Origin of the sequence: Mariprofundus sp. NF (genome assembly GCF_013387455.1) — a bacterium.
Lineage (GTDB): Bacteria > Pseudomonadota > Zetaproteobacteria > Mariprofundales > Mariprofundaceae > Mariprofundus.
Genome location: NZ_VWNC01000002.1, coordinates 45,135 through 67,924, shown reverse-complemented (window position 1 = coordinate 67,924; position 22,790 = coordinate 45,135). Strand labels below are relative to the sequence as shown.

Annotated in this window: 23 protein-coding genes; 17 read left to right on the top strand and 6 right to left on the bottom strand. The window is 51.2% G+C overall.

The window, feature by feature from the left end:
• Positions 1–38 precede the first annotated feature (38 nt).
• Entirely contained in the window at positions 39–2,534 is a 2,496-nt protein-coding gene (locus tag F3F96_RS03140) for a diguanylate cyclase (protein WP_176961812.1), read from the top strand.
• Positions 2,535–2,587: 53 nt separating this feature from the next.
• Here the strand turns inward: F3F96_RS03140 and F3F96_RS03135 are convergent, their stop codons facing one another.
• The gene (locus F3F96_RS03135) at positions 2,588–2,860 is read right to left on the bottom strand and encodes a DUF4936 family protein (RefSeq protein ID WP_176961811.1); all 273 of its coding nucleotides are present in this window, start codon (positions 2,858–2,860) and stop codon (positions 2,588–2,590) included.
• A complete protein-coding gene (locus F3F96_RS03130; RefSeq protein WP_176961810.1) occupies positions 2,853–3,809 on the bottom strand; it encodes a folate-binding protein YgfZ in 957 nt (318 codons plus the stop codon). The genes F3F96_RS03135 and F3F96_RS03130 overlap by 8 nt, the downstream gene beginning before the upstream one ends.
• Positions 3,810–3,944: 135 nt before the next feature.
• On the opposite strand from F3F96_RS03130, the gene thiC reads away from it, so the two are divergent.
• The 6 genes from thiC (at position 3,945) to F3F96_RS03100 (ending at position 12,288) form a co-directional block, all read left to right on the top strand.
• Positions 3,945–5,810 (top strand): phosphomethylpyrimidine synthase ThiC, encoded by a 1,866-nt coding sequence (gene thiC / locus F3F96_RS03125; protein WP_176961809.1) that lies wholly within the window; start codon positions 3,945–3,947, stop codon positions 5,808–5,810.
• A gap of 375 nt (positions 5,811–6,185) precedes the next feature.
• Positions 6,186–6,650: a CBS domain-containing protein gene (locus F3F96_RS03120; RefSeq protein WP_176961808.1), complete on the top strand. Its 465-nt coding sequence runs from the start codon at positions 6,186–6,188 to the stop codon at positions 6,648–6,650.
• Entirely contained in the window at positions 6,619–7,092 is a 474-nt protein-coding gene (tsaE, locus tag F3F96_RS03115; protein ID WP_176962181.1) for a tRNA (adenosine(37)-N6)-threonylcarbamoyltransferase complex ATPase subunit type 1 TsaE, read from the top strand. The genes F3F96_RS03120 and tsaE overlap by 32 nt, the downstream gene beginning before the upstream one ends.
• 15 nt (positions 7,093–7,107) lie before the next feature.
• Positions 7,108–9,699 carry a DUF748 domain-containing protein gene (locus F3F96_RS03110; protein WP_176961807.1) on the top strand — a complete coding sequence of 864 codons (2,592 nt, stop codon included), beginning with the start codon at positions 7,108–7,110 and terminating at the stop codon, positions 9,697–9,699.
• Positions 9,700–9,759: 60 nt separating this feature from the next.
• Entirely contained in the window at positions 9,760–10,302 is a 543-nt protein-coding gene (locus tag F3F96_RS03105; RefSeq protein WP_176961806.1) for an ATP/GTP-binding protein, read from the top strand.
• Between the two features lie 132 nt (positions 10,303–10,434).
• On the top strand, positions 10,435–12,288 hold the full coding sequence (locus F3F96_RS03100; protein WP_176961805.1) for a diguanylate cyclase: 1,854 nt from the start codon (positions 10,435–10,437) through the stop codon (positions 12,286–12,288).
• Between the two features lie 380 nt (positions 12,289–12,668).
• Here F3F96_RS03100 and F3F96_RS03095 read toward each other — a convergent pair whose 3' ends face one another.
• Positions 12,669–13,832 (bottom strand): PilT/PilU family type 4a pilus ATPase, encoded by a 1,164-nt coding sequence (locus F3F96_RS03095; RefSeq protein ID WP_176961804.1) that lies wholly within the window; start codon positions 13,830–13,832, stop codon positions 12,669–12,671.
• Between the two features lie 165 nt (positions 13,833–13,997).
• Between F3F96_RS03095 and F3F96_RS03090 the strand changes: the two genes are divergently transcribed.
• Positions 13,998–14,606, top strand: a complete 609-nt coding sequence (locus F3F96_RS03090) for a shikimate kinase (RefSeq protein ID WP_176961803.1) — start codon at positions 13,998–14,000, stop codon at positions 14,604–14,606.
• Here the strand turns inward: F3F96_RS03090 and F3F96_RS03085 are convergent.
• From F3F96_RS03085 to F3F96_RS03075, 3 genes are all read right to left on the bottom strand, one after another.
• A complete protein-coding gene (locus tag F3F96_RS03085) occupies positions 14,590–14,853 on the bottom strand; it encodes a YbeD family protein (protein WP_176961802.1) in 264 nt (87 codons plus the stop codon). The two genes, F3F96_RS03090 and F3F96_RS03085, sit on opposite strands and share 17 nt — an antisense overlap.
• A 16-nt stretch (positions 14,854–14,869) precedes the next feature.
• Positions 14,870–15,883 carry a DUF3616 domain-containing protein gene (locus F3F96_RS03080; protein ID WP_176961801.1) on the bottom strand — a complete coding sequence of 338 codons (1,014 nt, stop codon included), beginning with the start codon at positions 15,881–15,883 and terminating at the stop codon, positions 14,870–14,872.
• 87 nt (positions 15,884–15,970) lie between these two features.
• Positions 15,971–16,462: an EF-hand domain-containing protein gene (locus F3F96_RS03075; protein WP_176961800.1), complete on the bottom strand. Its 492-nt coding sequence runs from the start codon at positions 16,460–16,462 to the stop codon at positions 15,971–15,973.
• Between the two features lie 219 nt (positions 16,463–16,681).
• On the opposite strand from F3F96_RS03075, the gene rsxA reads away from it, so the two are divergent.
• Genes rsxA through def form a run of 9 tightly spaced genes read left to right on the top strand, consistent with a single transcriptional unit; the run spans position 16,682 to position 22,788 of the window.
• On the top strand, positions 16,682–17,263 hold the full coding sequence (rsxA, locus tag F3F96_RS03070; RefSeq protein WP_176958002.1) for an electron transport complex subunit RsxA: 582 nt from the start codon (positions 16,682–16,684) through the stop codon (positions 17,261–17,263).
• A gap of 11 nt (positions 17,264–17,274) precedes the next feature.
• Entirely contained in the window at positions 17,275–17,859 is a 585-nt protein-coding gene (gene rsxB / locus F3F96_RS03065; protein ID WP_176961799.1) for an electron transport complex subunit RsxB, read from the top strand.
• Positions 17,843–19,390 carry an electron transport complex subunit RsxC gene (gene rsxC, locus F3F96_RS03060; RefSeq protein ID WP_176961798.1) on the top strand — a complete coding sequence of 516 codons (1,548 nt, stop codon included), beginning with the start codon at positions 17,843–17,845 and terminating at the stop codon, positions 19,388–19,390. The genes rsxB and rsxC overlap by 17 nt, the downstream gene beginning before the upstream one ends.
• Positions 19,390–20,457, top strand: a complete 1,068-nt coding sequence (locus F3F96_RS03055) for an RnfABCDGE type electron transport complex subunit D (protein WP_176961797.1) — start codon at positions 19,390–19,392, stop codon at positions 20,455–20,457. The genes rsxC and F3F96_RS03055 overlap by 1 nt, the downstream gene beginning before the upstream one ends.
• Positions 20,454–21,095 (top strand): RnfABCDGE type electron transport complex subunit G, encoded by a 642-nt coding sequence (locus F3F96_RS03050; protein ID WP_176961796.1) that lies wholly within the window; start codon positions 20,454–20,456, stop codon positions 21,093–21,095. Before F3F96_RS03055 ends, F3F96_RS03050 begins: the two co-directional genes overlap by 4 nt.
• A complete protein-coding gene (gene rsxE, locus F3F96_RS03045; protein WP_176961795.1) occupies positions 21,088–21,732 on the top strand; it encodes an electron transport complex subunit RsxE in 645 nt (214 codons plus the stop codon). Before F3F96_RS03050 ends, rsxE begins: the two co-directional genes overlap by 8 nt.
• Complete coding sequence (locus F3F96_RS03040) at positions 21,729–21,914, top strand: hypothetical protein (RefSeq protein ID WP_176961794.1); 186 nt, start codon at positions 21,729–21,731, stop codon at positions 21,912–21,914. The genes rsxE and F3F96_RS03040 overlap by 4 nt, the downstream gene beginning before the upstream one ends.
• Positions 21,914–22,252, top strand: a complete 339-nt coding sequence (locus tag F3F96_RS03035; RefSeq protein ID WP_176961793.1) for a phenylpyruvate tautomerase MIF-related protein — start codon at positions 21,914–21,916, stop codon at positions 22,250–22,252. The genes F3F96_RS03040 and F3F96_RS03035 overlap by 1 nt, the downstream gene beginning before the upstream one ends.
• Positions 22,249–22,788 (top strand): peptide deformylase, encoded by a 540-nt coding sequence (def, locus tag F3F96_RS03030; RefSeq protein ID WP_176961792.1) that lies wholly within the window; start codon positions 22,249–22,251, stop codon positions 22,786–22,788. The genes F3F96_RS03035 and def overlap by 4 nt, the downstream gene beginning before the upstream one ends.
• Positions 22,789–22,790: the final 2 nt, after the last annotated feature.

Sequence of the window (22,790 nt, the reverse complement as noted above, 5' to 3'; positions counted from 1 at the left end):
TCGCTCTGGTTATGTGGACATTCTACAGCAGTGAAAACTTGTCCGAACAACAGCTCATGAAGGAGCATGAATCCGGATTGATAGAGCTGCAAAAAGAGACCATCACCCGCGACTTTAGCCATGTTGTCTCTGACCTTCTGTTTTTAGCCCACCAGGCAGAGTTTCATGATGTCGTTGGAGCGCAGGATTGGCAGCACCTCTCCAGACATTATCTGGAATTTTCAAGTAAGAAAAGGGTCTATGATCAGGTCCGCTTTATCGATAAAGCCGGTATGGAGCGAGTGCGCATCAATTATAATGGTGGCAATCCCACTGTTGTGGCAGATGATAAATTGCAGAATAAGAGGGAGCGTTATTACTTTCAGGATAGCATCAGCCTGGCTCGTGGTGAGGTGTTCATCTCCCCCTTCGACTTGAATGTCGAACATGGTAAAATCGAACAGCCACTCAAGCCAATGATCCGTTTTGGCACACCTGTATTTGATGGTGAAGGGAATTTGCATGGTATGATTATGCTCAATTATCTTGGTGATAATCTTCTCGATCGTTTTGCTCGCAGCCACTCAGATAATCCTGATCACAGCCACCTGCTAAACGCTGAAGGTTTCTGGCTTCATGGTGCATCCCCTGAGAATGAGTGGGGATTTATGTACCCTGAAAAAAAAGATCAAACATTTGCACGGCTCTATCCACAAGCTTGGAAGCAGATTATGGCTTCTGATGCGGGTCAGTTTCAGAGCGAAAAAGGGGTGTACACCTTCGACACGGTCTACCCCTTGAGGGAAGGGTGGAAGTCCAGCACCGGATCAGCCGAAGCATTTATGCCAAGCAGCAAACGCATCGGGTCTGAGTTATACAAATGGAAAATTGTATCCCAAATCCCAGAATCGGAACTCCTGGCTAAATCAGAGCGCCTTGCAGATTATCTGCTACAACTTTCAATCCTGTTTATCTCACTACTGGCGGTTGGCTCATGGCTGCTGGCAAAAGCCAAGCTTCGGCGCAGGCAGGATGAAATAGCGCTGCTTAACAGTGAAGAGAGCTTGAATAAAGCGCAACGTATCTCCCATGTCGGAAACTGGGATCTGGATCTGAGCAATAACAAACTATTCTGGAGCCCGGAAATCTTTAGAATCTTTGCAATCGATCCGGAGGGGTTTGAAGCTTCATACGAGGCGTTTCTGGCCACCATACATCCAGATGATCGTGAAAAGGTAAACAGGGTCTACAGGGATTCAGTAGAGAACAGAACACCCTATGAGATCGAACATCGTCTGCTGATGCAGGATGGATCGTTGAAATGGGTGCATGAGCATGGCGAGACCCTGTATGACGATCAAGGCGCGCCTGTTCGCTCCATCGGTACAGTTCAGGATATTACAGAACGCAAGCGTAGCGAGGAGGCACTGCTACGTAGCAGTCTGATTATTGAAACCATTGAGCGCATGGAATCGAGATTTATCTCCTATAGTGAACCATTTGCGCTCTACAGTGATCTCTTGGATGATATCATAGCCCTGAGCGAGAGTGAGTATGGCTTTATCGGTGAGGTCCTTATTGATCCGGATACGAAACCTTATCTTAAGATCTATGCCATAACTGATCTCTCCTGGGATAAAAAGACACAGGATCTTTATGATGCCATTCGCAAGAGAGGCTTTGAGTTCCGGAAACTCGACAATCTTTTAGGCAAGGTGATAACCAGTGGCAAAGCAGTAATCAGTGATGATCCACGCCATGACCCAAGACATGGTGGACTGCCGGACGGACATCCATCTATTGATGCATTTCTTGGCATGCCAATCTATTCCGGTGGTCGGATTGTAGGCGAGATCGGTTTAGCCAATCGCAAAGGGGGCTTTGATCAGGCTCTACTCGATTATATGGAACCATTGATTGCTGCCTGTAGCCAGATCGTTGTTGCCCGTCAGGAGCAGGTGGCGCGGCGAGCCGCAGAGCAGGCGCTGGAGAATCTGGCGAGCATGGATGGACTGTTACAAATCCCCAACAGACGGCGCTTTGATGAATATCTGGAGCAGGAGTGGCGCAGGGCAGAACGTTACAAAACACCGATATCACTGTTTATGATCGATATTGATCATTTCAAGCTGTATAACGATCACTATGGTCATCAGGCTGGTGATGACTGCCTGATTAAGGTGGCAAACGTGATCAGGAAGAGTCTGCAGCGCCCAACAGATATGGTGGCTCGTTATGGCGGAGAAGAGTTTGTCTGCATTCTTCCGGATACTGCGCTGGAGGGGAGCATTCCAATCGCCAGAAAGATTATGAACCATCTGTTGGAGGAAAAAATACTGCATGCTGCTTCACCGGTTTCCGGACAGGTAACCTTGAGTCTCGGAATTGCTACAGCACATCCCGGAGGCGAGGAGAGCAGTGATCAGTTGATTGCGCTGGCTGATAAGCATCTCTATCAGGCCAAGGAATCAGGCAGGAACAGGATTGTAAGCGATGAAGGAGTTATTGCAGTGCAGGATAAAGCCACTCCCGGGCCGGATTCATATCTGATATAGGTGATTTGGATGGTGAGTAGTCACGAGCTTGAACCGTTTGAGGTGTTGAAAGCTTAGAGCTTGTCGATTCTCAGGAAGCTTTCGGCGCGACGGTCGATGCCTTCAAATAGTGGATGGGCGGCAGCCAAGCCTTCAATGGCAATGGTGGTGGCTTCGGAGACATTGGCATAGGTCTCCATGAAGGTGGTTTTACCCTCTTTGCGGCGTACATAGAGTTTACATTTGGCACCGGTCTGCTCTTTGACCAGCGCCAGCCACGCTTTCATCTCGGCCATATTGAGATTGTCGGTGTGGTACCAGATAAATGCGGATTGGGTGTCAGGCATGACAGGCCTCCAGGATTTTCACCACACTACCATCATCAAGTGAAAGTGCGGTATCTGATTCGGCGATTTCAATCGGCAGTAGTGCAATACCGACAAAGTTGTTCTCATGATCAATGGCGGCTGATTTGAGTTCGCCGATCTTTGCGGTGGTCAGAACAGGGCAGGGCAGTGTTGCCGGTTCCCCTTCAATGGCGACGCGATAGAGCTTTTTCTTGATGCCGCCGCGCCAGTTCATGCGGGCGGTAATCTCCTGGCCGACATAACACCCTTTATCAAAAGATACGCCATCAAACTCGATCAGATTGGCATTGAGCGGATGCACCGACTCATCCCACTCTCTGCCGAAATCGGGGAAGCCGCGAATAATGCGCATCGCCTCAAACTCATCTTCGTCCATCTGTTGATGCTGGCTGAGGATTTTATCGATGTTCTCTCTGCTGCTGATAATCCAGAAACCACGCGGACGCTCGGGCATCACCACTGCAATAGTGTCATCTAAGCTGCTTCGGCTACTTGCCAGCCATTGATCGGCTGGTTCTGACAGATCGAAACTGCTCAGGATTTCTGCGGCATTGGCCCCCTGTGTGGAACAGATGGCCAGGCTATCAACCACACCGATGCGCAGCTGGTGGCCGAGCGCAAAACGGCGAAGGCGTTCTACGGTGCTCACGGCATGGGAGGTGGGGGTAAGAAGAATCAGTTCGCTATTAAATCCCTCAAAAATATAGAGCTCACTGACTGCTTTGCCTTGGGGTGAGAGCAGGCAGGCGTGAATACCGGATTCGGGTGTGAGTTTTTTAATATCCTGTGTGATCTGGCCTTGCAGATAGTCGCGCAGGGTAGGGCCGGAGGCTTTTAGAACTGCCCAGCGGCTGCGTGAGGCGGTTACAAAACCCTGCAGCAGTCTGTCGGCAGTGGATGCGGATAAACGGGGGATATTCATTGTCATGGGGCTATTCTAGCAGTTCTCGGCAAAAGTCCATCCTCACTCTTGCAATGGTTTTCTGTATAGTGGCTATGCCCTACGATGCGAGTCCGTTATAGTTCCGGCCCCGCTGAGTGTGGTCGGGTTTCTGGAGGAAGAATGACAAAGCAGGCAAACAGCACGGATATCGTGGAGAACAACTATGATGCAGAGCAGCCGTTCCCCAACTCCCGCAAGGTTTATATAGAGGGTTCCAGACCTGATATTCGCGTGCCGATGCGTGAGGTTACCCTCTCGCCAACCCAGACCAGTGACGGTATTGAAGAGAATCATCCGATTCTGATTTACGATACATCCGGCCCCTACACCGACCCTGAAATTGAGATTGATCTGAAGAAGGGTGTGCCTGCGATTCGTGCGGCATGGATTGCCGAACGTGACGATACCGAAGAGTTGGGCGGCCTTAGTTCTGATTACGGGCGTGAGCGCCGTGACAATGAGAAACTCGATAGCCTGCGTTTTACCCACCTGCGTAAACCACGCGCAGCCAAAGCGGGCAAGAATGTCTCGCAAATGCATTATGCGCGTCAGGGCATCATCACGCCTGAGATGGAGTATGTGGCGATTCGTGAGAATCAGCGCCGTGAACATCTACGTGAGATTACCAAGCAGCATCCGGGTCAGAGCTGGGGCGCAGCTATTCCACATGTGATTACGCCTGAATTTGTGCGTGATGAGATTGCCCGAGGTCGTGCCATTATCCCTGCCAATATCAACCATCCTGAAGTGGAGCCGATGATTATCGGCCGTAACTTCCTGGTGAAAATCAACGGCAACATCGGTAACTCTGCACTGGGATCCTCCATTGAAGAAGAGGTTGAGAAGATGACCTGGGCGACTCGTTGGGGCTCGGATACCATTATGGATCTCTCCACCGGCAAAAATATTCATGAGACACGCGAGTGGATCATCCGCAATGCAGCCGTGCCGATCGGAACCGTGCCGATCTATCAGGCGCTGGAGAAGGTGGATGGCATTGCCGAAAACCTGACCTGGGAGATCTTCCGCGATACGCTGATTGAGCAGGCCGAGCAGGGTGTTGATTACTTCACTATCCACTCTGGCGTACTGCTGCGTTATGTGCCACTGACTGCCAAACGTCTGGCCGGTATCGTATCGCGTGGTGGTTCGATTATGGCCAAGTGGTGCCTTGCCCATCATAAAGAGAATTTCCTCTACACCCATTTCGAAGATATCTGCGAAATCATGAAAAAATATGATGTCTCCTTCTCACTCGGAGATGGTCTGCGTCCTGGCTCGATTGCTGATGCCAATGATGAAGCGCAGTTCGGAGAACTCAGAACACTCGGTGAGCTGACCAAGATCGCCTGGAAGCATGATGTGCAGGTGATGATTGAAGGCCCGGGACATGTGCCGATGCATATGATCAAAGCGAATATGGATGAGCAGCTGAAACATTGTGATGAAGCGCCATTCTATACGCTTGGCCCCCTGACTACCGATATTGCACCGGGTTATGATCATATTACCTCCGGTATCGGAGCCGCCCAGATTGGCTGGTATGGCTGTGCCATGCTCTGCTACGTAACACCCAAAGAGCATCTTGGTCTGCCTAATCGCGACGATGTGAAAGCCGGTGTGATCACCTACAAGATTGCAGCCCACGCTGCAGATCTGGCCAAGGGCCATCCCGGTGCACAGCAGCGCGATGATGCGCTCTCCAAGGCGCGTTTTGAATTCCGCTGGGAGGATCAGTTCAACCTCTCGCTCGATCCTGATACCGCACGCGCCTACCATGATGAAACCATGCCCAAAGAGAGTGGCAAGGTGGCTCACTTCTGCTCGATGTGTGGTCCAAAATTCTGCTCGATGAAAATCTCGCAGGATGTGCGCGACTATGCCAAAGAGCACGGTATGGAGACACGTGAAGCGATTGAGTCGGGTATGCATGAGCAGTCCGAAGAGTTTCTAAAGACCGGTTCCAAGATCTACCACAAAGCCTGATTGCTGCTGCACCCCAAATACGCTCATCCAGCGTTGTTCGGCGCTCATTTAGTTGTACTAAACGTCGCTTCTCATGCCTTGGCTGAGCGCATCTGGGATACAGCTACAGGTTGTGGCTTATCCGCAATTTGAGTTGTAATTCGCCTGTATGCATGCAGAAAACTGCGCTCACTGCGCTTTGACTGAGAACACCTGAGGCACAGTTGTAAGGTAGCGTTATTTCTCATGCCGATGGAATGATTGCACTTGTTGTAGAGCGTTCAAACGGGGCAGCTTGCCTGATGCCTATGGAAGGCTATGATCGCTGTGTACCATGCATTGCGAGTGTATCATCACCCCGATCTGGTCTATAATGAAGGTATCAGGAGGATTCTTATGCCTTATTCAAAAATTCTTGCCCGCGACATCATGAATACCAATCCACCATACTGCCATCTGAGCACCATGGTGGATGAGATTGCCCGGCGTTTTGCTGTTGAAGATCTGAGCGGTATCCTGGTTGTCGATGATGATCAGCGACTGCTGGGTGTGATTACCGAGAATGACCTGATTGACCAGCAGAAGAATCTGCATGTGCCTACCGCCGTTGCCCTGTTTGATATGATAATTCCGATGGGTGAGGCGAAATTTGAAGAGGAGTTGACACGTATGCAGGCGATGCGTGCTGAAGACCTGGTTCAGACCGATGTCACCACAGTGACTGTCGATTCAGACCTCAATGAGATCGCCTCGGTGATGGGGGATAAACATGTACATCATCTGCCTGTACTCGATGGTGACTCGGTGGTTGGCATGATCTGTAAACATGATGTCATCAAAGCTCTGGTTGGCGCTAAATAACACGCTCTTGAAAACAGTCTGTCATAGTGAAGCGGAAACAGCGGCCTTAGCGCAGCGTTTTGCCGCCACCCTTAAACCGGGAGATGTGGTGGCGCTCTACGGTGAGCTTGGTGCGGGTAAAAGTTTTTTCTCGCGAGCAGTGATGCGTGCACTCGGAGTCACCGATGCCGCACTTCCCAGCCCCACCTTTGCCATTATTCAGGAGTATGACGGAAAAGATTGTCGTGTGACGCATATGGACTGGTACCGGCTTGATGATCCTGATGAGATTGAGATGCTGGGTGTGCGCGACTATCTGCAGCCACCCTGGATTGCACTGATTGAATGGCCGGATCGCGCCCCTCATATGATCTCGAACGATGCGATTAAGGTATACCTTTGGCCCGATGCTCATAATCCTGATCTCAGGACCATTGACATTGAACAGGCTGGATTAAAATAAAACGGGAGTCATCAGATGGCTGAAGAACGCTCAGAAGATACAACAGAAGCCACAACCGATGGTGTAACAGAAGGTGCAACAGAATCCACAACCAAAGTGGCTTACTCTTCCAGATTGAATTGGAAAATCGCTATTCTGGCAGGTTTCGTCGTGTTACTCCTGCTGGTGATTTCACTGCTGCCACTGGCCATCGAATATTCGGCAGAGAAGTGGCTGCAGGAGCATGGTGTGCCGCAGGCTGAGATAGAGAATGTTGATCTCAATCTCTTCTCCGGCGAGTTTGTACTGCAGGGGTTAAAGGCCGGTGACGGTCTGAATATCGAGCGTCTGGCAGTGAATGTTGATTGGTTGCCACTGTTCAAGAAGATTGTTCATGTGCGTTCTCTGGAACTCGACAGTGTAAACCTGAATCTGCATCAGGATGCGCAGCAACAGTGGCAGTTGGCCGACATTAAACTTGAGCCGGCTGTAGAGCCCGCAAAGGGTGAGGCAGTCGCGGTTGAGTCAGAAGATGCACAATGGCTGGCGGTGGTGGATGATCTCCAGATCAATCGGCTGCTGGTTGATGTGAATGGCCAGGATATGCAGCTCAAGCTTCCAGTCGATTCCCTGCAACTTAATCTCTCCAATCTGATGGGCAGTGAGCAGACATTGGAGACAGCGCTGAAAGTGGGTGAAACAAGTTTCAGCGGTTTTGGTTACCGGGTGAATAACGAGACTCTGGATTTGACAGCAAAACTACTCTTTTCCATGGGCGCAGAGGACATTGCAGCTTCACTGAAGAGTGAGGATACCGTGGTTAAACTTGCCGGTCTCAAGCTTGCTCAGCCAGATGGTCAGCCGCTGGCTGCCGTGGAGTCGCTTGCAGTGAATAACCTGCAGATGGCTGGCATCAACAGCCATAAACTTGAATCGGTTAACATCACCAATGTGAGCGTGCAGCCACAACTTACCGGTGCAGGTAGTTTGCAGTTTGCCGCCATTGATGTGCAGAAAATTGATGCGGATCTAAAGGGTCAGATCAAGGTTGCCTCCCTGATTCTCAAAGCCTTGCAGGCTGATGGTATGAGTGGTGGCGATGACCGCATGCGCCTGAATCGCCTTGAACTTGCCGACTTGAAAATGGAACCGGGCAAAACAGTGAACCTGCAATCACTGGCCATGCAGGGCTTTGATCTCAAACAGCAGCAGGGCAAGCAACTTCTTGCTGCTATTGATGGGGTATCCCTGAAGAATTTTGCCATGACAAGTGCTGAGAAGGGGAGCTTTGACTCACTCGCGCTGAACAAGGTTAAACTGCCTGCATCAGGCAAGAAGTCGATGGGTTCAATCGGTGCGATTGTTGCCAGTAGTGCAACGCTGGATACCAATGGCATCTATCACCTGAAAAAACTGCAGTTTAACGATCTGGATACCACGCTGATTAAGCAGAAGAGTGGCAAGTTTGTTGTCTTGGATGAACTGGCGAGCAAGCCGAAAGCAGAGGCCGGGAAGCCAAACAAAAAAGAGCCGGTTAAAACGGCAGCAAAGGCAGAGAAGCCAAAAGATCCGGTTGTCATAGTTGATGAGTTGATTATCAGTGCGGGCAGTAAAGTTGCCTATCGCGATGAGTCACTCTCACCACCACTTGATACGAAAATGAGCGTCAAAAAGTTCCGCTTTGCGCCACTGGATCTCTCCGGCAAACGTGACGGCATACTTGATATGCAGATGGGCATCGGCAAGTACGGAGAGATGAGCGCCAAGGGTAAGATTCGACCGCATGCCAAAAAACTGAAAACTGAGCTCATGGTGACCGTGAAGAACTTCGAGATGCCGGGTTTGAGCGGATTCATTGAATCGGATTTCGGCAAATCGATTCAGACCGGGCAGTTTAATCTGAACACTGCAGTCAACATTGATAAGAACATCATCAGTGCCAATAACAAGCTGCTGATCCGTAAGCTGGAGCTGGGTGACTCTGATCAGCCGGGCAAGGCGGAGCAGAGTATCGGCATGCCGGTTGGCATGGCGTTGGATATGTTGCGCGATGATCGTGGTGATATTGAGATGGAGGTGCCGATCAGCGGTAATCTTGATGACCCGAACATCAATCTTAATGCCATTATTAATAAGGCGCTGATGTCCTCCTTAAGTGCCGGGGCGATGACCTACGCTACACTGGCATTGCAACCCTACGGCAGCATCATTCTTGCCGCTGATCTGGCCAGTGATCTGATCAGGGAGGCGGCCAAGCCGAAGCTGACACCGATTGGTTTTACTGAGCTTGGAGTATCACTGAATCCTGAGATGACAGACTATATCTCCAAAATTGCCGGGCTATTGAAAAAGAGCGAGCAGTTCCGTGTTCAAGTCTGTGGTGTTGCCACACGCATTGAGGGTGAGCCGGTGGCGAAACCGCCAGCAGCTGATGCTGCTGTTAAGGTAGAACCAGCCACGGCCAGAAGCGATGAGGAGCTGTTGCTGCTTGCAGAGACACGTGCTGATGTGGTGATGGATGCACTTAAAGCACATGGCATAACAACTGAGCGACTGTTTGGCTGCCGCACCAAAATCGATGATGCCAAGCTAAAATCTATGCCAAGGGTGGATTTGATCCTCGATTAAGTCTAATTTCTCTCACTGGGTGAGGGGCAGCCGAAGGGTAGCTCTGTTTTGGGAGGTGCTGTGGTAAACAGGGTTGTGAAAGTAGTGGTGACCGGGCCGGTGAATGCGGGAAAAACAACGCTGATCCGCACGCTCAGTGATGTGCCGGTGGTCTGCACCAATGAGAGTGCAACTGATGATGTCGCAGGCATGAAAGATCTGACCACCGTAGCGATGGATCATGGCATCTGTTATCCCTCAGAAGGTATGGAGCTGCATCTCTACGGCACGCCCGGCCAGCGCCGGTTCGATTTTATGTGGGAGATACTTGCTGTGGGTGCGCATGCGATTCTATTTCTGGTTGATGGCTCCGACCCTGAATCAATCGAAGAGGTCAGCTATATCTACGATCACTTCGGAGAGCGTATCAATATCCCGGAGCTTATTTTAGTCACCAAATCTGATCTGGAAGCTGCGCTCTCTCCTGCCGATATTGCGGCGACAATGGGGATCGATTCCAACCATGTTGTGGCCTGTGATCCGAGAGATACAAACGCTGCGAAAGCTACGCTGATTGCATTTATAGAGAGCCAGAAGCTGGAAGTGTGCGAGCCGATCATCTGATTATTATGACGCCCTTTTGTCGGATACATGCAGAGAAAAACAAAATAAACCATTTATTGGCATAGAATATGTTAGATTCCTATTAATGCAGATGGCTGAGTAGAGATACGGGCAAGCTGCACAGGAGGGTATATGAAACTTCGCCATAAGAGTCAGCTTCTCATTATCATCAGTAGTCTTCTTGTTGTAGCCGTATTTGCTGCCACCTCCATCATCTCTTATCACCGCTATAGCCTTAATGCCTTGCAGCGTCAGGCGCAGATGGGTGCTGAGATGATCCGGCTTACGGTTACCCATGAGATGACTGAGGGCCAGGCCGAGCACAAAGACCCCTACATCAAAAACCTGAAGAATATTCCCGGTCTGGTGGGTGGTGTTGTTGTGCCAGCCAAAAGTGTGATCGATCAATACGAGATTGATATGAGTGTGCGCACCCAGGTTACCGAGATGGAGAAGAGGGTGCTTGCTACCGGTGAGGAGCAGTCTGAATTGATCTCCGGAGATCGCGTACGATACACCTACTCTATCCCCTATATTGCCATCAAGGATAACGAAATGAACTGTTTGGCATGCCATGTTGGCAACGAGGGTGATGTGATTGGTGTGGTTAGTCTGGAGATGGATGTTACCCAGCAATTCTATGAGGCGATCAGGGATACGGTTGGTATTTCACTGTTGTTCCTGCTCTTTGCCGGTGGTCTTGCCTTTGCTCTCAGGCGTTTTCTCAATCCTATGGAGCATGCTACCGAGGAGCTGAATCACACGGTGTCACTGGCTGAGGAGGGAGACTTCTCAGGCCGTATGGTCAAACGCAGTAGTGATGAGATTGGCGAAATTGCCGAGCGTACCAACCATTTTATGGAGGTGCTGGATAACAGTATCGGTTCGATCACCAAGGATCTCGATACGTTGACCGGGCATCGTCAGATCGCTGAGCGTGAAAACTTGCTGCACACCACGGTGTCGGTAGTTCACACCATGGCGATGGTTTCACAGTTTAAGCAGATCATTGAGAATGATCGCACCCTTGAAGATGTCTACTCCCGATTCCAGCAGCTTCTGGAGCAGCAGTTACACTTCAGTCGCTACTCATTTTATGAGGTCTCTAACTCCAGAAATCGTCTGAATGCAGTGTTTACCGGCGGGTTGCCTGAAGGTATGGATCTGTGGTGTAAGAAGGATGTGATTCTGAACTGTGATTTTTGTCGGGCTAAACGGACAGCGATGATCACCAATTCACATGATGCCGAAAATATATGCCCATCGTTTGCAGGGCGAGATACTGAGAATGGCTTATATCATCTCTGTCTGCCTATGATGCTCTCCGGATCGGTTGGTGGTGTGCTACAGGTTGTCTATTCTGAAGAAGAGAAAGCTATGGTGATGTCTGAGCTGCCAGTGCTGCAATCGTTTATGGATGAGGCTGCACCTGTTATTGAGACCAAGCGGCTTATGAAGTCGCTGCGGGAATCATCGTTGCGTGATCCGATGACCAACCTCTATAACCGCCGTTTTCTGGAAGAGCACCTTGAGACAGTTACTTCCGGCGTTCTGCGTCGAAACAGTACGATTGGTATCCTGATGTGCGACCTGGACCACTTTAAACATGTGAATGACACATATGGTCATGATGTGGGTGATGATGTGTTGAAGGGCGCATGTGAAGTCATGAGAAAAACGCTTCGCGAAGCCGACCTGTTGATTCGATTCGGAGGCGAAGAGTTTCTTGCATTGCTGATTGATGCGGATGAGGAGGGCGGCATGCTCTCCGGTGAACGTATTCGCAAGGCGATGGAGGAGCACTCATTCAAAACACCGAAAGGGCCGCTGACCAAAACCATGTCGCTGGGTTATGCCATCTACCCGAATGATAACGATGACTTCTGGGAGTGCGCGAAACTTGCTGATGTGGCCTTGTATCAGGCTAAAGACACGGGCCGCAATCAGGTGATTCGTTATCAGGAGGGCATGACTTCAGAGGAGTAAGAGAGTTCGTGACTATTTAGCACTGCTAAAAAACAGAAAATCGAACCACGAATGCACACGAATAAGCGTGGTAGTTCTGGTTATCTGTATTTAATTCGTGCTCAATTGTCACTGTGAGGGGATGCGTCACTGCGCAGATAAGGTGGCTGGAACCATTCGTGGATCTGAATGTAGCCACTGAATAGTTACGAAAGCTCTAAGTAAATCGCCTCTGTTGTTACTGTTAGGGAAACGCTATAAAACTACGGCCATGTAGTTTTTTAGCGCGCAAAGGCAAAAGCGTGGTTTTGTCTTTGCTTACAATATCAAGCATTTACCATGCATGATATTGGCAGGCCGTCCGTAGCCTGAACGGATGCTCTGACTTTTTCAGAGAATCCTTAGATTGACAACTCGATACCATCATCGTCATCTGAGCGATTCTGCAAAATCTCATCGACACCTGTTTTACCATCACCATCGTTGGCGTCATCAATGCTCTGCATCTTCATCTTCAGACGCAGGTTGTTGGCTGAATCGGCATTTCTCAGTGCTTCAACCTCGGTGATTTTTTCATCTTTCCAGAGCTGGAAGAGGGCCTGATCAAAGGTGCGCATGCCGTGCTGCTCACCACTCTCCATCGCCTCTTTAATCGCACTGATATCACCTTTGAGAATCAGGTCGGCAATGCGCGGGGTGTTAATCAGAATCTCAATGGCGGCTACCCGGCCACCATCCACAGTTTTAACCAGACGCTGGGATAAAATCGAGCGCAGGTTCATGGCCAGATTCATATACACCTGCTGATGCTGCTCTTCAGGGAAGAAGTTGATAATGCGTTCCAGCGCCTGATTGGAGTTGTTGGCGTGCAGCGTGGCCATAGCCAGATGGCCGGTTTCGGCAAAGGCGATGGCATGCTCCATGGTGTCACGTTCACGAATCTCACCAAGCAGAATAACGTCGGGTGCCTGACGCAGTGTATTTTTCAGTGCAGCCTGAAATGAGACGGTATCAGAGCCGACTTCACGCTGGGTGACGAAACATTTTTTGTGGGGATGCATGAACTCCACCGGATCTTCGATGGTGATGATATGTCCAGCCTGATTGGTGTTGCGCCAATCCACCATAGCCGCAAGGGAGGTCGATTTGCCCGAACCTGTCGCACCGACCATCAGCACCAGTCCGCGTTTGGTCATCGAGATATCCTTGAATACTTCGGGAAGCTTGAGGTCGCCAAGACTGGGGATATCGGTGGTGATTTGACGAATCACCATGCCAACTGAGCCACGCTGGCGATAGATATTGACACGAAACCGGCCCAGACCCGCATGTGCAGAGGAGAGGTTCATCTCCATGCTGGAGGCGAAATCGGCCTTCTGCTTTTCAGTCATCAGCTCACTTGCCAGTCGCTCAACCGTAACAGGATTCATCTCGGTATCACCAAGTCTGAGGATGGTGCCATTGATGCGGTAACCCGGTGGGGCACCGGCCATCAGGTAGAGATCGGAGGCGTCTTTATCCACCATGACCTTCAGCAGTTGGCGAAGGGAAATTTCATCGGCCATGTCGTTACTCCTCTGTTGCATCTCTATCTCACCGACAGAAGCAAATCACGTACCATAAACTGGATCATTTTATCTGTTTGTGATGCCTGATACGATTGCACTCGCATTGTCGGCTTTTATTTTGGCATCATAGCAGCATAAAGATCAGTTGCGAAAGGAATGGAAATGGTTGATTCGGTTAAAATACAGTCAGAGGTGTATCCGGTTCTCATCGGACTGATGGGTTGTGGAAAAACCAGTATCGGAAAGCTTTTGTCTAAAGAGCTTGGTCTGAAGCTGGTTGATCTGGATCATTATATCGTTGAGAAGGCGGGTAAAACGATTCCCGAAATCTTTGCTGAGCAGGGCGAGGAGGGGTTTCGCGATCTGGAGAGTGAAGCATTGGCCGAGGTGATTGGTAAACCTGTGGTTCTCTCAACCGGTGGCGGCGCTGTGATGCGTGCGGAGAACAGGGCACTGATGGAGGCGCATGCACCGGTGATCTGGTTGAAGTCCTCCCTTGAGTTTCTCGCTAACCGAATTCAAGGCGATAAAAACCGTCCACTGATTGTTGGTCGTGATGCATTAACGACTTTGCAGCAACTGGCCGAGATTCGTTACCCCTATTATACGCAGTGTGCCGATTACATTTTACATCGCGGCAAGTTGAATAAAGCCGCTTCTCTGAAGGCTGTTCTTGAGTATCTAAGATCGTGGCAGTATGAGCAGCATGGCGACGCCCTCTCTGCTGACAAGGGAACTTATAACCCCCTGGATGTTATAGAACCATTTTGACCTGCGGGTGGCTATTCACCTCCCGGTAAAGATTATCCAGTTGGACCTTGCTTTCTGCGGTAAAGGTGACGGTAACCGAGAGGTATTTCCCAGTTCTGCTCGGCTTTGATTTGACAGCCGCTTCGCCAAGTTGCGGAACATGCTTGCGAACAATCACGACAATCTCATTTTCAAAGTCAGCGCTATTGTCACCCATTATCTTGATCGGGAACTGGCAGGGGAACTCCAGCAGTGTCTCTTCACTCATTATCGCTCCGGTCGGTTCATTTGCGGCCGGAGTCTAACTCAGGTCTGGAGATTGTGTAGCGACGGGGGGCTCCACCACTGATGCCGTCAAACAGAGCGATCACGTGATACAGCTCTGCTGTTTCGTTGATAACAGCAATCCCCTCTGCTTTTCCTCCGGCAGGTGGATCAACCTCAGCCAGCAGTGTCACTTTACCCTGCTGTTTTTTATCTGTGCCGGGTATGCAGTCGCGACCGTCCCAGTGGTAGATCCGGTAGGAGCGGGGTTCATCGCCAACAGGGCCTGTAAGCATCAGAAATCCGGTGGAGACAGCTGCCATATCACGGATGCCGCGCCCCTCAAGATTGAGAAAGAGAAGCTGGTAGCTGGATTCGGGCTGATCGAAATCAAAGCGCATCACAGGTGCAAAACCATCGCGCAGCACAGGGCCGCGAAAGCCAAGATAGATCAGGCCATCTTTTACTGCGATCCCTTCGATATCGATGCCGTTCTCTTTGGATGGGATGCTGGCAAAAGGGGCGAGCAGAGGATCGTTCTTAATGAGTTTTGCCAGTGATATCTGTTGGCGTTGGACAACGATATATGACTGATCCAGCGTCACTCTGAACAGTTGTTTGCGACCCGGTTCCGGTTTGATGCTCTGCAGCCGCTGCAGGTTTTTTTCATAGCTGTTGTCGAGTTTCACCCGTTTTCTGGCCAGTGCATGCGAGCCAGTGATATAGATATGGCGATCATCGACGGCGATGCCCTCGATATCGAGTTCGCGGCCATTTTTTTTATTGCCGCTGTAGATAAGAATGTCGCTGCTGACCCGATAGTTATTGCCCTGTTTTTCAAGCAGTTGAATGTAGTTCTCGTTATTCTTTTTTCCGACTGCCTCATCGCCACCGATCACCAGCATATTGTCAAAAAAGGCAACAGCGCTGATGTCGCGATCAGCATGGATGGCTCCATGCAGGGTGATTGTCTCTGCGGCGATGGATGGAGAGGCAAACAGAAACAGGGCGAGGAGCCAGAAATGGGATTTCATGGTTAGTAGCTTAATGGCCGAGTTCTGGCAGGCAAGAAAAAGGCCACCGACCCAAAGGATCGGCAGCCTTGATGTTAATCGGAGCCTTTATTTTTTGTCGGAGAATTTACACGCTTTCTTTTTGCCATAACGTGCTTTTTTTGCAGCTGCATACTCAGCTTTGCTCAACTTGCCATCCTTGTCGGTATCGGCAGCGGCAAAGAAATCATCCATGCGTTTGGTTTTGCGCGCTTCACTGTCTGCTTCAGTCAAAAAACCATCGCCATTGGCATCCATATGTTTGAATTTTGCTTCCATGCCTGCTGCGTGGGAGGCGGTGAACTCTTTGAGTGAAACTTTACCATCCTTGTCGCTGTCCATGCTGGTGGCTTTACCACAATCATGTTTACCAAGCGGGCAGTTTTTATGGTTGTCGCAATCTTTATGGCCGAGCGGGCAGGCCGCCTTGCTGTCGCATTTATGGGCACCGAGCGGGCAGTCAGCCTGATTGCCGCCGCCATGGTGGCCGTGACCAGCCAGTGCAGCCGTGGGTAGTGAAAGTGCTGCGGCTGCAAACATTGAGATCAGAAAACGCTTCATTGTGAATCCTCCAGAATCATGTGGTGATAAAAATCAGAGGCGACGATAGAAGCAGTAAGATGAATGTTCAATGAAAGTTTTGCTGCCTCTAAACAGGGGGATAATCGAGGTGGCAGGAGTCATATCAGCTGAATAGAGGGTTGAAGTGAAGAAAAAACGGTAAAAGTGTGGGTTTTATGCGGTGTACGCAGCTTGTTCATCACCCTATACTCCCGCGCCATGACCGAAATCGCACTTATCCTGCTCTCTGCTGTACTGGTGAATAACTATGTGCTGACCAAATTTCTTGGTATCTGCCCGTTTCTTGGTACCTCAGGCAAAGTTGAAACGGCTGTGGGCATGTCCTTTGCCGTGATGTTTGTGATGACACTGGCATCCACCGCTTCATGGCTGGTGCAGGAGTATCTGCTGGTACCGCTGGATCTCGAATATCTGCAGACCATCTTCTTTATCCTGATTATTGCGTCACTGGTGCAGTTTATTGAGATGATGATCCATAAAACCAGCCCTGTTCTCTATCAGGGTCTGGGTATTTTCCTGCCGCTGATTACCACCAACTGCGCGGTACTTGGCGTGGCTATTCTTAACGTGCAGCAGGAGCAGACCTTTCTCACCTCCGCACTCTACGGCTTTGGTGCAGCCCTTGGTTTTGCACTGGTGCTGATCCTCTTCTCCGGCATTCGCGAACGCATTGAGATCGCACCGGTACCTGAACTGTTTAAAGGTTCACCGCTGGCGCTGATTACTGCAGGCATGATGAGTCTGGCATTTATGGGCTTCTCCGGCCTCGTGAAGATCTAAGGCCCTATTCGATGACTCAGTTGTTGTATGCATTGCTCTCACTCGGCGCCTTCGCACTTGTTGCCGGTATCGTTCTGGCTGTGGCACAGAAGGTGTTTCATGTTGAGGGCGACCCGATGGTGGAGAAGATTGATAACCTGCTGCCTCAGACCCAGTGCGGCCAGTGCGGTTTTCCCGGCTGCAAACCCTATGCCGAAGCGGTTTCAGGTGGTGCTGCGGATGTGAACCACTGCGTACCAGGTGGTGAACGTACCATGCTGGCGATTGCCGATCTTATGGGCGTGGAGCCTAAAGATCTCGAGGCGGAGGCGACGGCACCGATGATCGCCTTTGTGCGTGAGGATGAGTGCATCGGTTGCACACTCTGCATCAAGGCTTGCCCGGTTGATGCGATTATCGGGGCCCCCAAACAGTATCACACCGTGATTACCGATCACTGCACCGGCTGCACACTCTGCATTGAGCCCTGCCCGGTGGATTGCATCGATATGCTGATGAAACCTGAACTGATTGAACACTGGGCCTGGCCTCTGCCGGATACCCAGCGTGCCCGGTTGGGACATGATCGGAGGGAAACCCATGCCGGCCATGCTTAGAAAACTTGCCCAGCGTTTGGGGATACTGCAACACAGCTTTGCCGGTGGTGTGCATCCTGAGATGAATAAGGTGACCGCTGCACTTCCCATTGAGGTGGCGGCCATTGCACCTGTCCATATCCTGCCGATGAAACAGCATATCGGTGAGGCCTGCAGCCCGCTGGTGAAGGTGGGGGATCGGGTGCTGCGCGGGCAGAAGATTGCCAAATCCGAAGGTTATCTCTCCGTACCTGTGCACGCGCCAACCTCAGGTCGCGTGGTCAGAATTGAGGAGCATGCCATTCCGCACCCATCGGGTATGGGGCTGCCATGTATCTTTATTGAGTCTGATGGTGATGATGCGTCAGACAACAGCCTTGAACCACTGACCAACTGGCGCGAACTTAATCCGGCAATGTTGCGGGAGCGGGCGCGTATGTGCGGCCTGGCTGGCCTTGGTGGTGCGGTTTTCCCGACCTTTATCAAGCTGGTTCAGGATAAACGATTCCCGATTGAGACGGTGATTCTTAATGGTATCGAGTGCGAACCGTGGTTGACCAATGATCATCGCCTGATGCTTGAGAAACCGCAGGATATCCTGACCGGCATGGCCATAATCATGCATATGGTCGGTGCAAAATCGGGCATTATTGCCATTGAAGATAATAAACCCGATGCCGCAGAATCGATGCGTAGAGCATTGGCTCAAGCAACCGATATGCAGGATGTACATGTTGTTGTGCTTCCGACCCGCTATCCGCAGGGCAGCGAAAAGCAGCTGATCTATTCACTGACCGGTAAAGAGGTGGAAGCAGGACGGTTGCCGATGCATGTCGGTGTGTTGTGTCAGAATGTCGGCACCAGCAAGGCGCTGTTTGAGGCGGTTGTGCAGGCCAGACCATTGACTGAGCGACTGGTGACGGTGAGCGGAGATGCCGTTGAAAATCCGGCTACGCTCTCTGTACGGCTCGGTACGCCGGTGCGTAGCCTGTTTGCAAGTCGTGGTCTGGATGATCTTACCGGTCTGCATCTTCTGCATGGTGGCCCGATGATGGGTGAGCGACTGAAGAGTGCGGATGTGCCGGTGGTTAAATCGACCACCGGACTACTGGCCATGCGCACGGAGACGATGATGCTGGCCCACACTGAAGAGCAGCCCTGTATCCGCTGTGGTCACTGCAGTGAGGCGTGCCCGGTGCATCTGGTGCCCAATCTGCTGGCTGATGCCTGCCGTAGCGATCAGTTTGACAGGGCGGAGAACTATCAGCTTTTCGACTGCATTGAGTGCGGTAGCTGCTCCTATGTCTGCCCGGCCAATATTCCTCTGGTTCACTACTTCCGTTACGGCAAGGGACAGATTGCCCAGCAGCGACGTGAACAGGTGTTTGCCGAGGCATCGCGCAAACGCTCCGAGGCACGTGACAAGCGTATTGAGGCGGAAAAGGCTGAGAAGGCGGCACGTCGCTCACGCGTGCGCCGCGATCATGCGCCGGCCAAGCCGGTTGAGAAAAGCGAAACGGCGGCACCCGATGCTGCACAGGAGAAGAGCTGATGCCGGTGATGCTTAGTCCACCGCATGCCCATGGCGGTGATTCGATTCGCATGGTGATGCTGACCGTGATACTGGCGCTGCTGCCTGCCACAATGGTCAGTGTTTATCTCTTCGGCTGGTTGGCGCTGCTGCTGATTGTCACCTGTATGGTGACGGCACTGGTGACTGAAGCGCTCTGTCTGAAATGGATGCAGCGTCCACTCACTGCGTTGCTTGATAATTCTGCAGCACTGACCGGTCTGTTTCTCGCACTCACCCTGCCTGCGGCGGTGCCGTGGTGGATGGCGGTGCTCGCCTCTGTGTTTGCCATTGTACTGGGTAAACAGATCTATGGTGGTCTGGGGTACAATATTTTCAATCCGGCACTCTCAGCCCGCATTATTCTGTTGATCTCATTCCCGCTGCATATGACCACATGGATTGTGCCGATGTCGGCAGCAGAACCGGCTCTCAATCTTTATGACTTCTCACTCTGTCTGAACTTTTTCCTGGCCGGGCCTGACTCACTGAAGCTTGGTTTTGATGCGATCTCCATGGCCTCGCCACTGGGGTATGTGAAAACAGAAGCGACGCTGGGTGTACCTGTGGTTGAAGCGCTAAAGGCCTATGACTACAGTTATCTCAACGCTTTCCTCGGTTTTGAGGCGGGAAGTATCGGTGAAACCAGTGCGTTGGCACTGCTGATCGGCGGTATATTCCTGCTCGCACGCCACACCATCACCTGGCATATCCCCTTCTCCTATATCGCCACAGTGCTGCTGTTGGCAGGTCTGTTTAATGCGATCAATCCCGAGCAGTTTACACCGCCGCTGTTTCACCTCTTTGCCGGTGGTCTGATCCTCTGCGCCTTTTTTATGGCGACCGATCCGGTCTCCTCACCGGTTACACCGATGGGGCAGATTGTTTTCGGTATCGGTTGCGGCGTGCTGACCTGGAGTATCCGCAGCTTTGGCGGCTATCCTGAGGGTGCGATGTTTGCCGTGCTGCTGATGAACTGTGCGGTACCGTTGATCGACCACTACTTCAGGCCACGTGTATATGGCCACGGCATCAAGGATGAGTCATGATATTTGATCGTGATCAGATGCGTATGGTGCTGGCCATTGTTGTGGTCGCAGTGCTGGCTGCGGCGATTCTCGGGGTGACCGATATCCTGACCCGTGAACCGATTGCCAGAGCCCAGAAAGAGGCACTTCACAAAGCGTTGACGCAGGTGCTTCCCAAGCATGCTAACGATGCTCAGGCCGATAGTTTTCATGTTGCTTCTGTGGATATCTATCCGGCTAAGGACGGGTTGGGTAATGTGCGCGGTTTTGCCTGGGAGGTGATTGCTCCGGATGGGTATTCAGGTTCAATCCGTATACTTGTTGGTTTGAAACCCGACGGTGTGATCCATGCGATTCGGGTGACCGAGCATAGAGAGACGCCAGGCCTTGGTGATGGCATTGTCAAAAACAGCGACTGGTTACAGAACTTCAGTGGCCGCATGCTGGAGGGAAGCAGCTGGCAGGTGAAAAAAGATGGTGGTGATTTTGATCAGTTTACCGGTGCCACGATCACGCCGCGTGCGGTAGTAAAAGCGGTGAAGGGTGCGCTGGCATTTTACAACAGCCAGCGGCAGGTTATTCTCAATGCTGTCGAGCAGCAGAACAGCGGCAAACACGCCTCGGAGCATGAGATGAAGCTGGAGATGAAGATTGACTAAATCGGAAGTTTTTTACGACGGGTTCTGGCATAACAATACCATTTTTGCCCAGCTGCTCGGTATGTGTCCGCTGCTGGGTGTAACCACATCTGCAGAGAACGGTCTCTGGATGGGGGCGGCAACCATGCTGGTGCTGCTGGGCTCCAATCTGGTGGTCTCACTTGTCCGTGATGTGATCCCTAAAAATGTTCGTATCCCAGCCTATATCACGATTATTGCCGCATTTGTGACCGTGGTTGGTATGGCGATGAATGCATGGATGCATGAGATGTACTTGGTTCTTGGCTTGTTTATTCCGCTGATCGTGGTGAACTGCGCGATTCTTGGCCGTGCCGAGGCGTTTGCCAGTAAAAATTCAGTCTCTGATTCCGTGGTGGATGCGCTTGCTGTCAGTGCCGGCTTCACCTTTGCACTGGTAGTGCTTGGTGGTGTGCGTGAGTTGTTGGGGCAGGGTGAGCTGTTCGGCTTTGTCCTGTTCGGAGAATCCTATCCGGATGTGTTGATGTTTATTCTTCCGCCGGGAGCTTTTATTGCGCTGGGCTTTATTCTGGCCGGTGTGAATCTGATAAATCGTAAGCTGAAACAGCGTGCCGATGCGGCAGAGCAAGTGGTGGCAGCAGTGGAGGCGGGATCGTGAGTAGTTTGGAGTTCTGGTTAATTGTTGTGGTAGTTGGCGCATTTCTCTGGTGGCTGGCCTATGTCGCTACTGCACGTATGCGCCACGGTAAAAACCAGGAGCGCGAAGAGCAGGCAAGAAGGAATCTGGAGTGGTTGGCTCAACAACAGGCCGAAGAGGCCGCTAAAAAGGACGAGGGCTGATGCCTTACCTGCACATACACACCAACGTCGCGGTGGAGAACCATGCTGATTTTCTGGCGCGTTGTTCTCTTGGTACAGCACTGGCCCTGGGCAAACCGGAATCCTATGTGATGGTTGAACTCTCAGATCAGCGTCCGATGGTCTTTGCCGGTTCGGATCAACCGCTGGCATTTGTGGAGCTGAAAAGTCTGGGACTTTCACCTGCTGATACAGCGCACGTTTCACACAAAATATCGACATTGATTCATCATGAACTGGAGATTGATATCTCTCGCATCTATATCGAATTTGAGGCGCCACAGCGTGATATGTTCGGCTGGAATGGAGGTACGTTTTGAGTCTTCGTGAAATCCTTATTCATCCCGATGATCGACTGCGTGAGATCGCCAAACCTGTTGCCTTCCCCCTCTCTGATGAGGTGAAGCAGACCATCCAGGATATGGCTGATACGATGTATGATGCTCCGGGCGTTGGCCTGGCCGCCACGCAGATCGGTGTGGCACTACAGATTGCCGTGACTGATACCGAATGGCGCAAGGAAGAGGTGCGTCATGATGGTGAGCCGATAGGCAGCCGTAATCTGAAGGTGTGGATCAACCCTGAATTCACCTGGAAGTCCGATGAGATGGAGACCTGGGAAGAGGGATGTCTCTCTGTGCCTGAGGTTTATGGTGATGTCTCACGTCCGGCCGCAGTGCGACTGCGCTGGCAGGATATGGAGGGTGATACCCATGAGAAGGATTTCGACGGTTTTGAAGCCGTTGCCTTGCAGCATGAGTTCGATCATCTGATTGGCAAACTTTTCATCGATTACCTGAGCCCGCTCAAACGTGCGATGATCACCAAGAAGATGAAGAAGTTATACAAATCTTAACC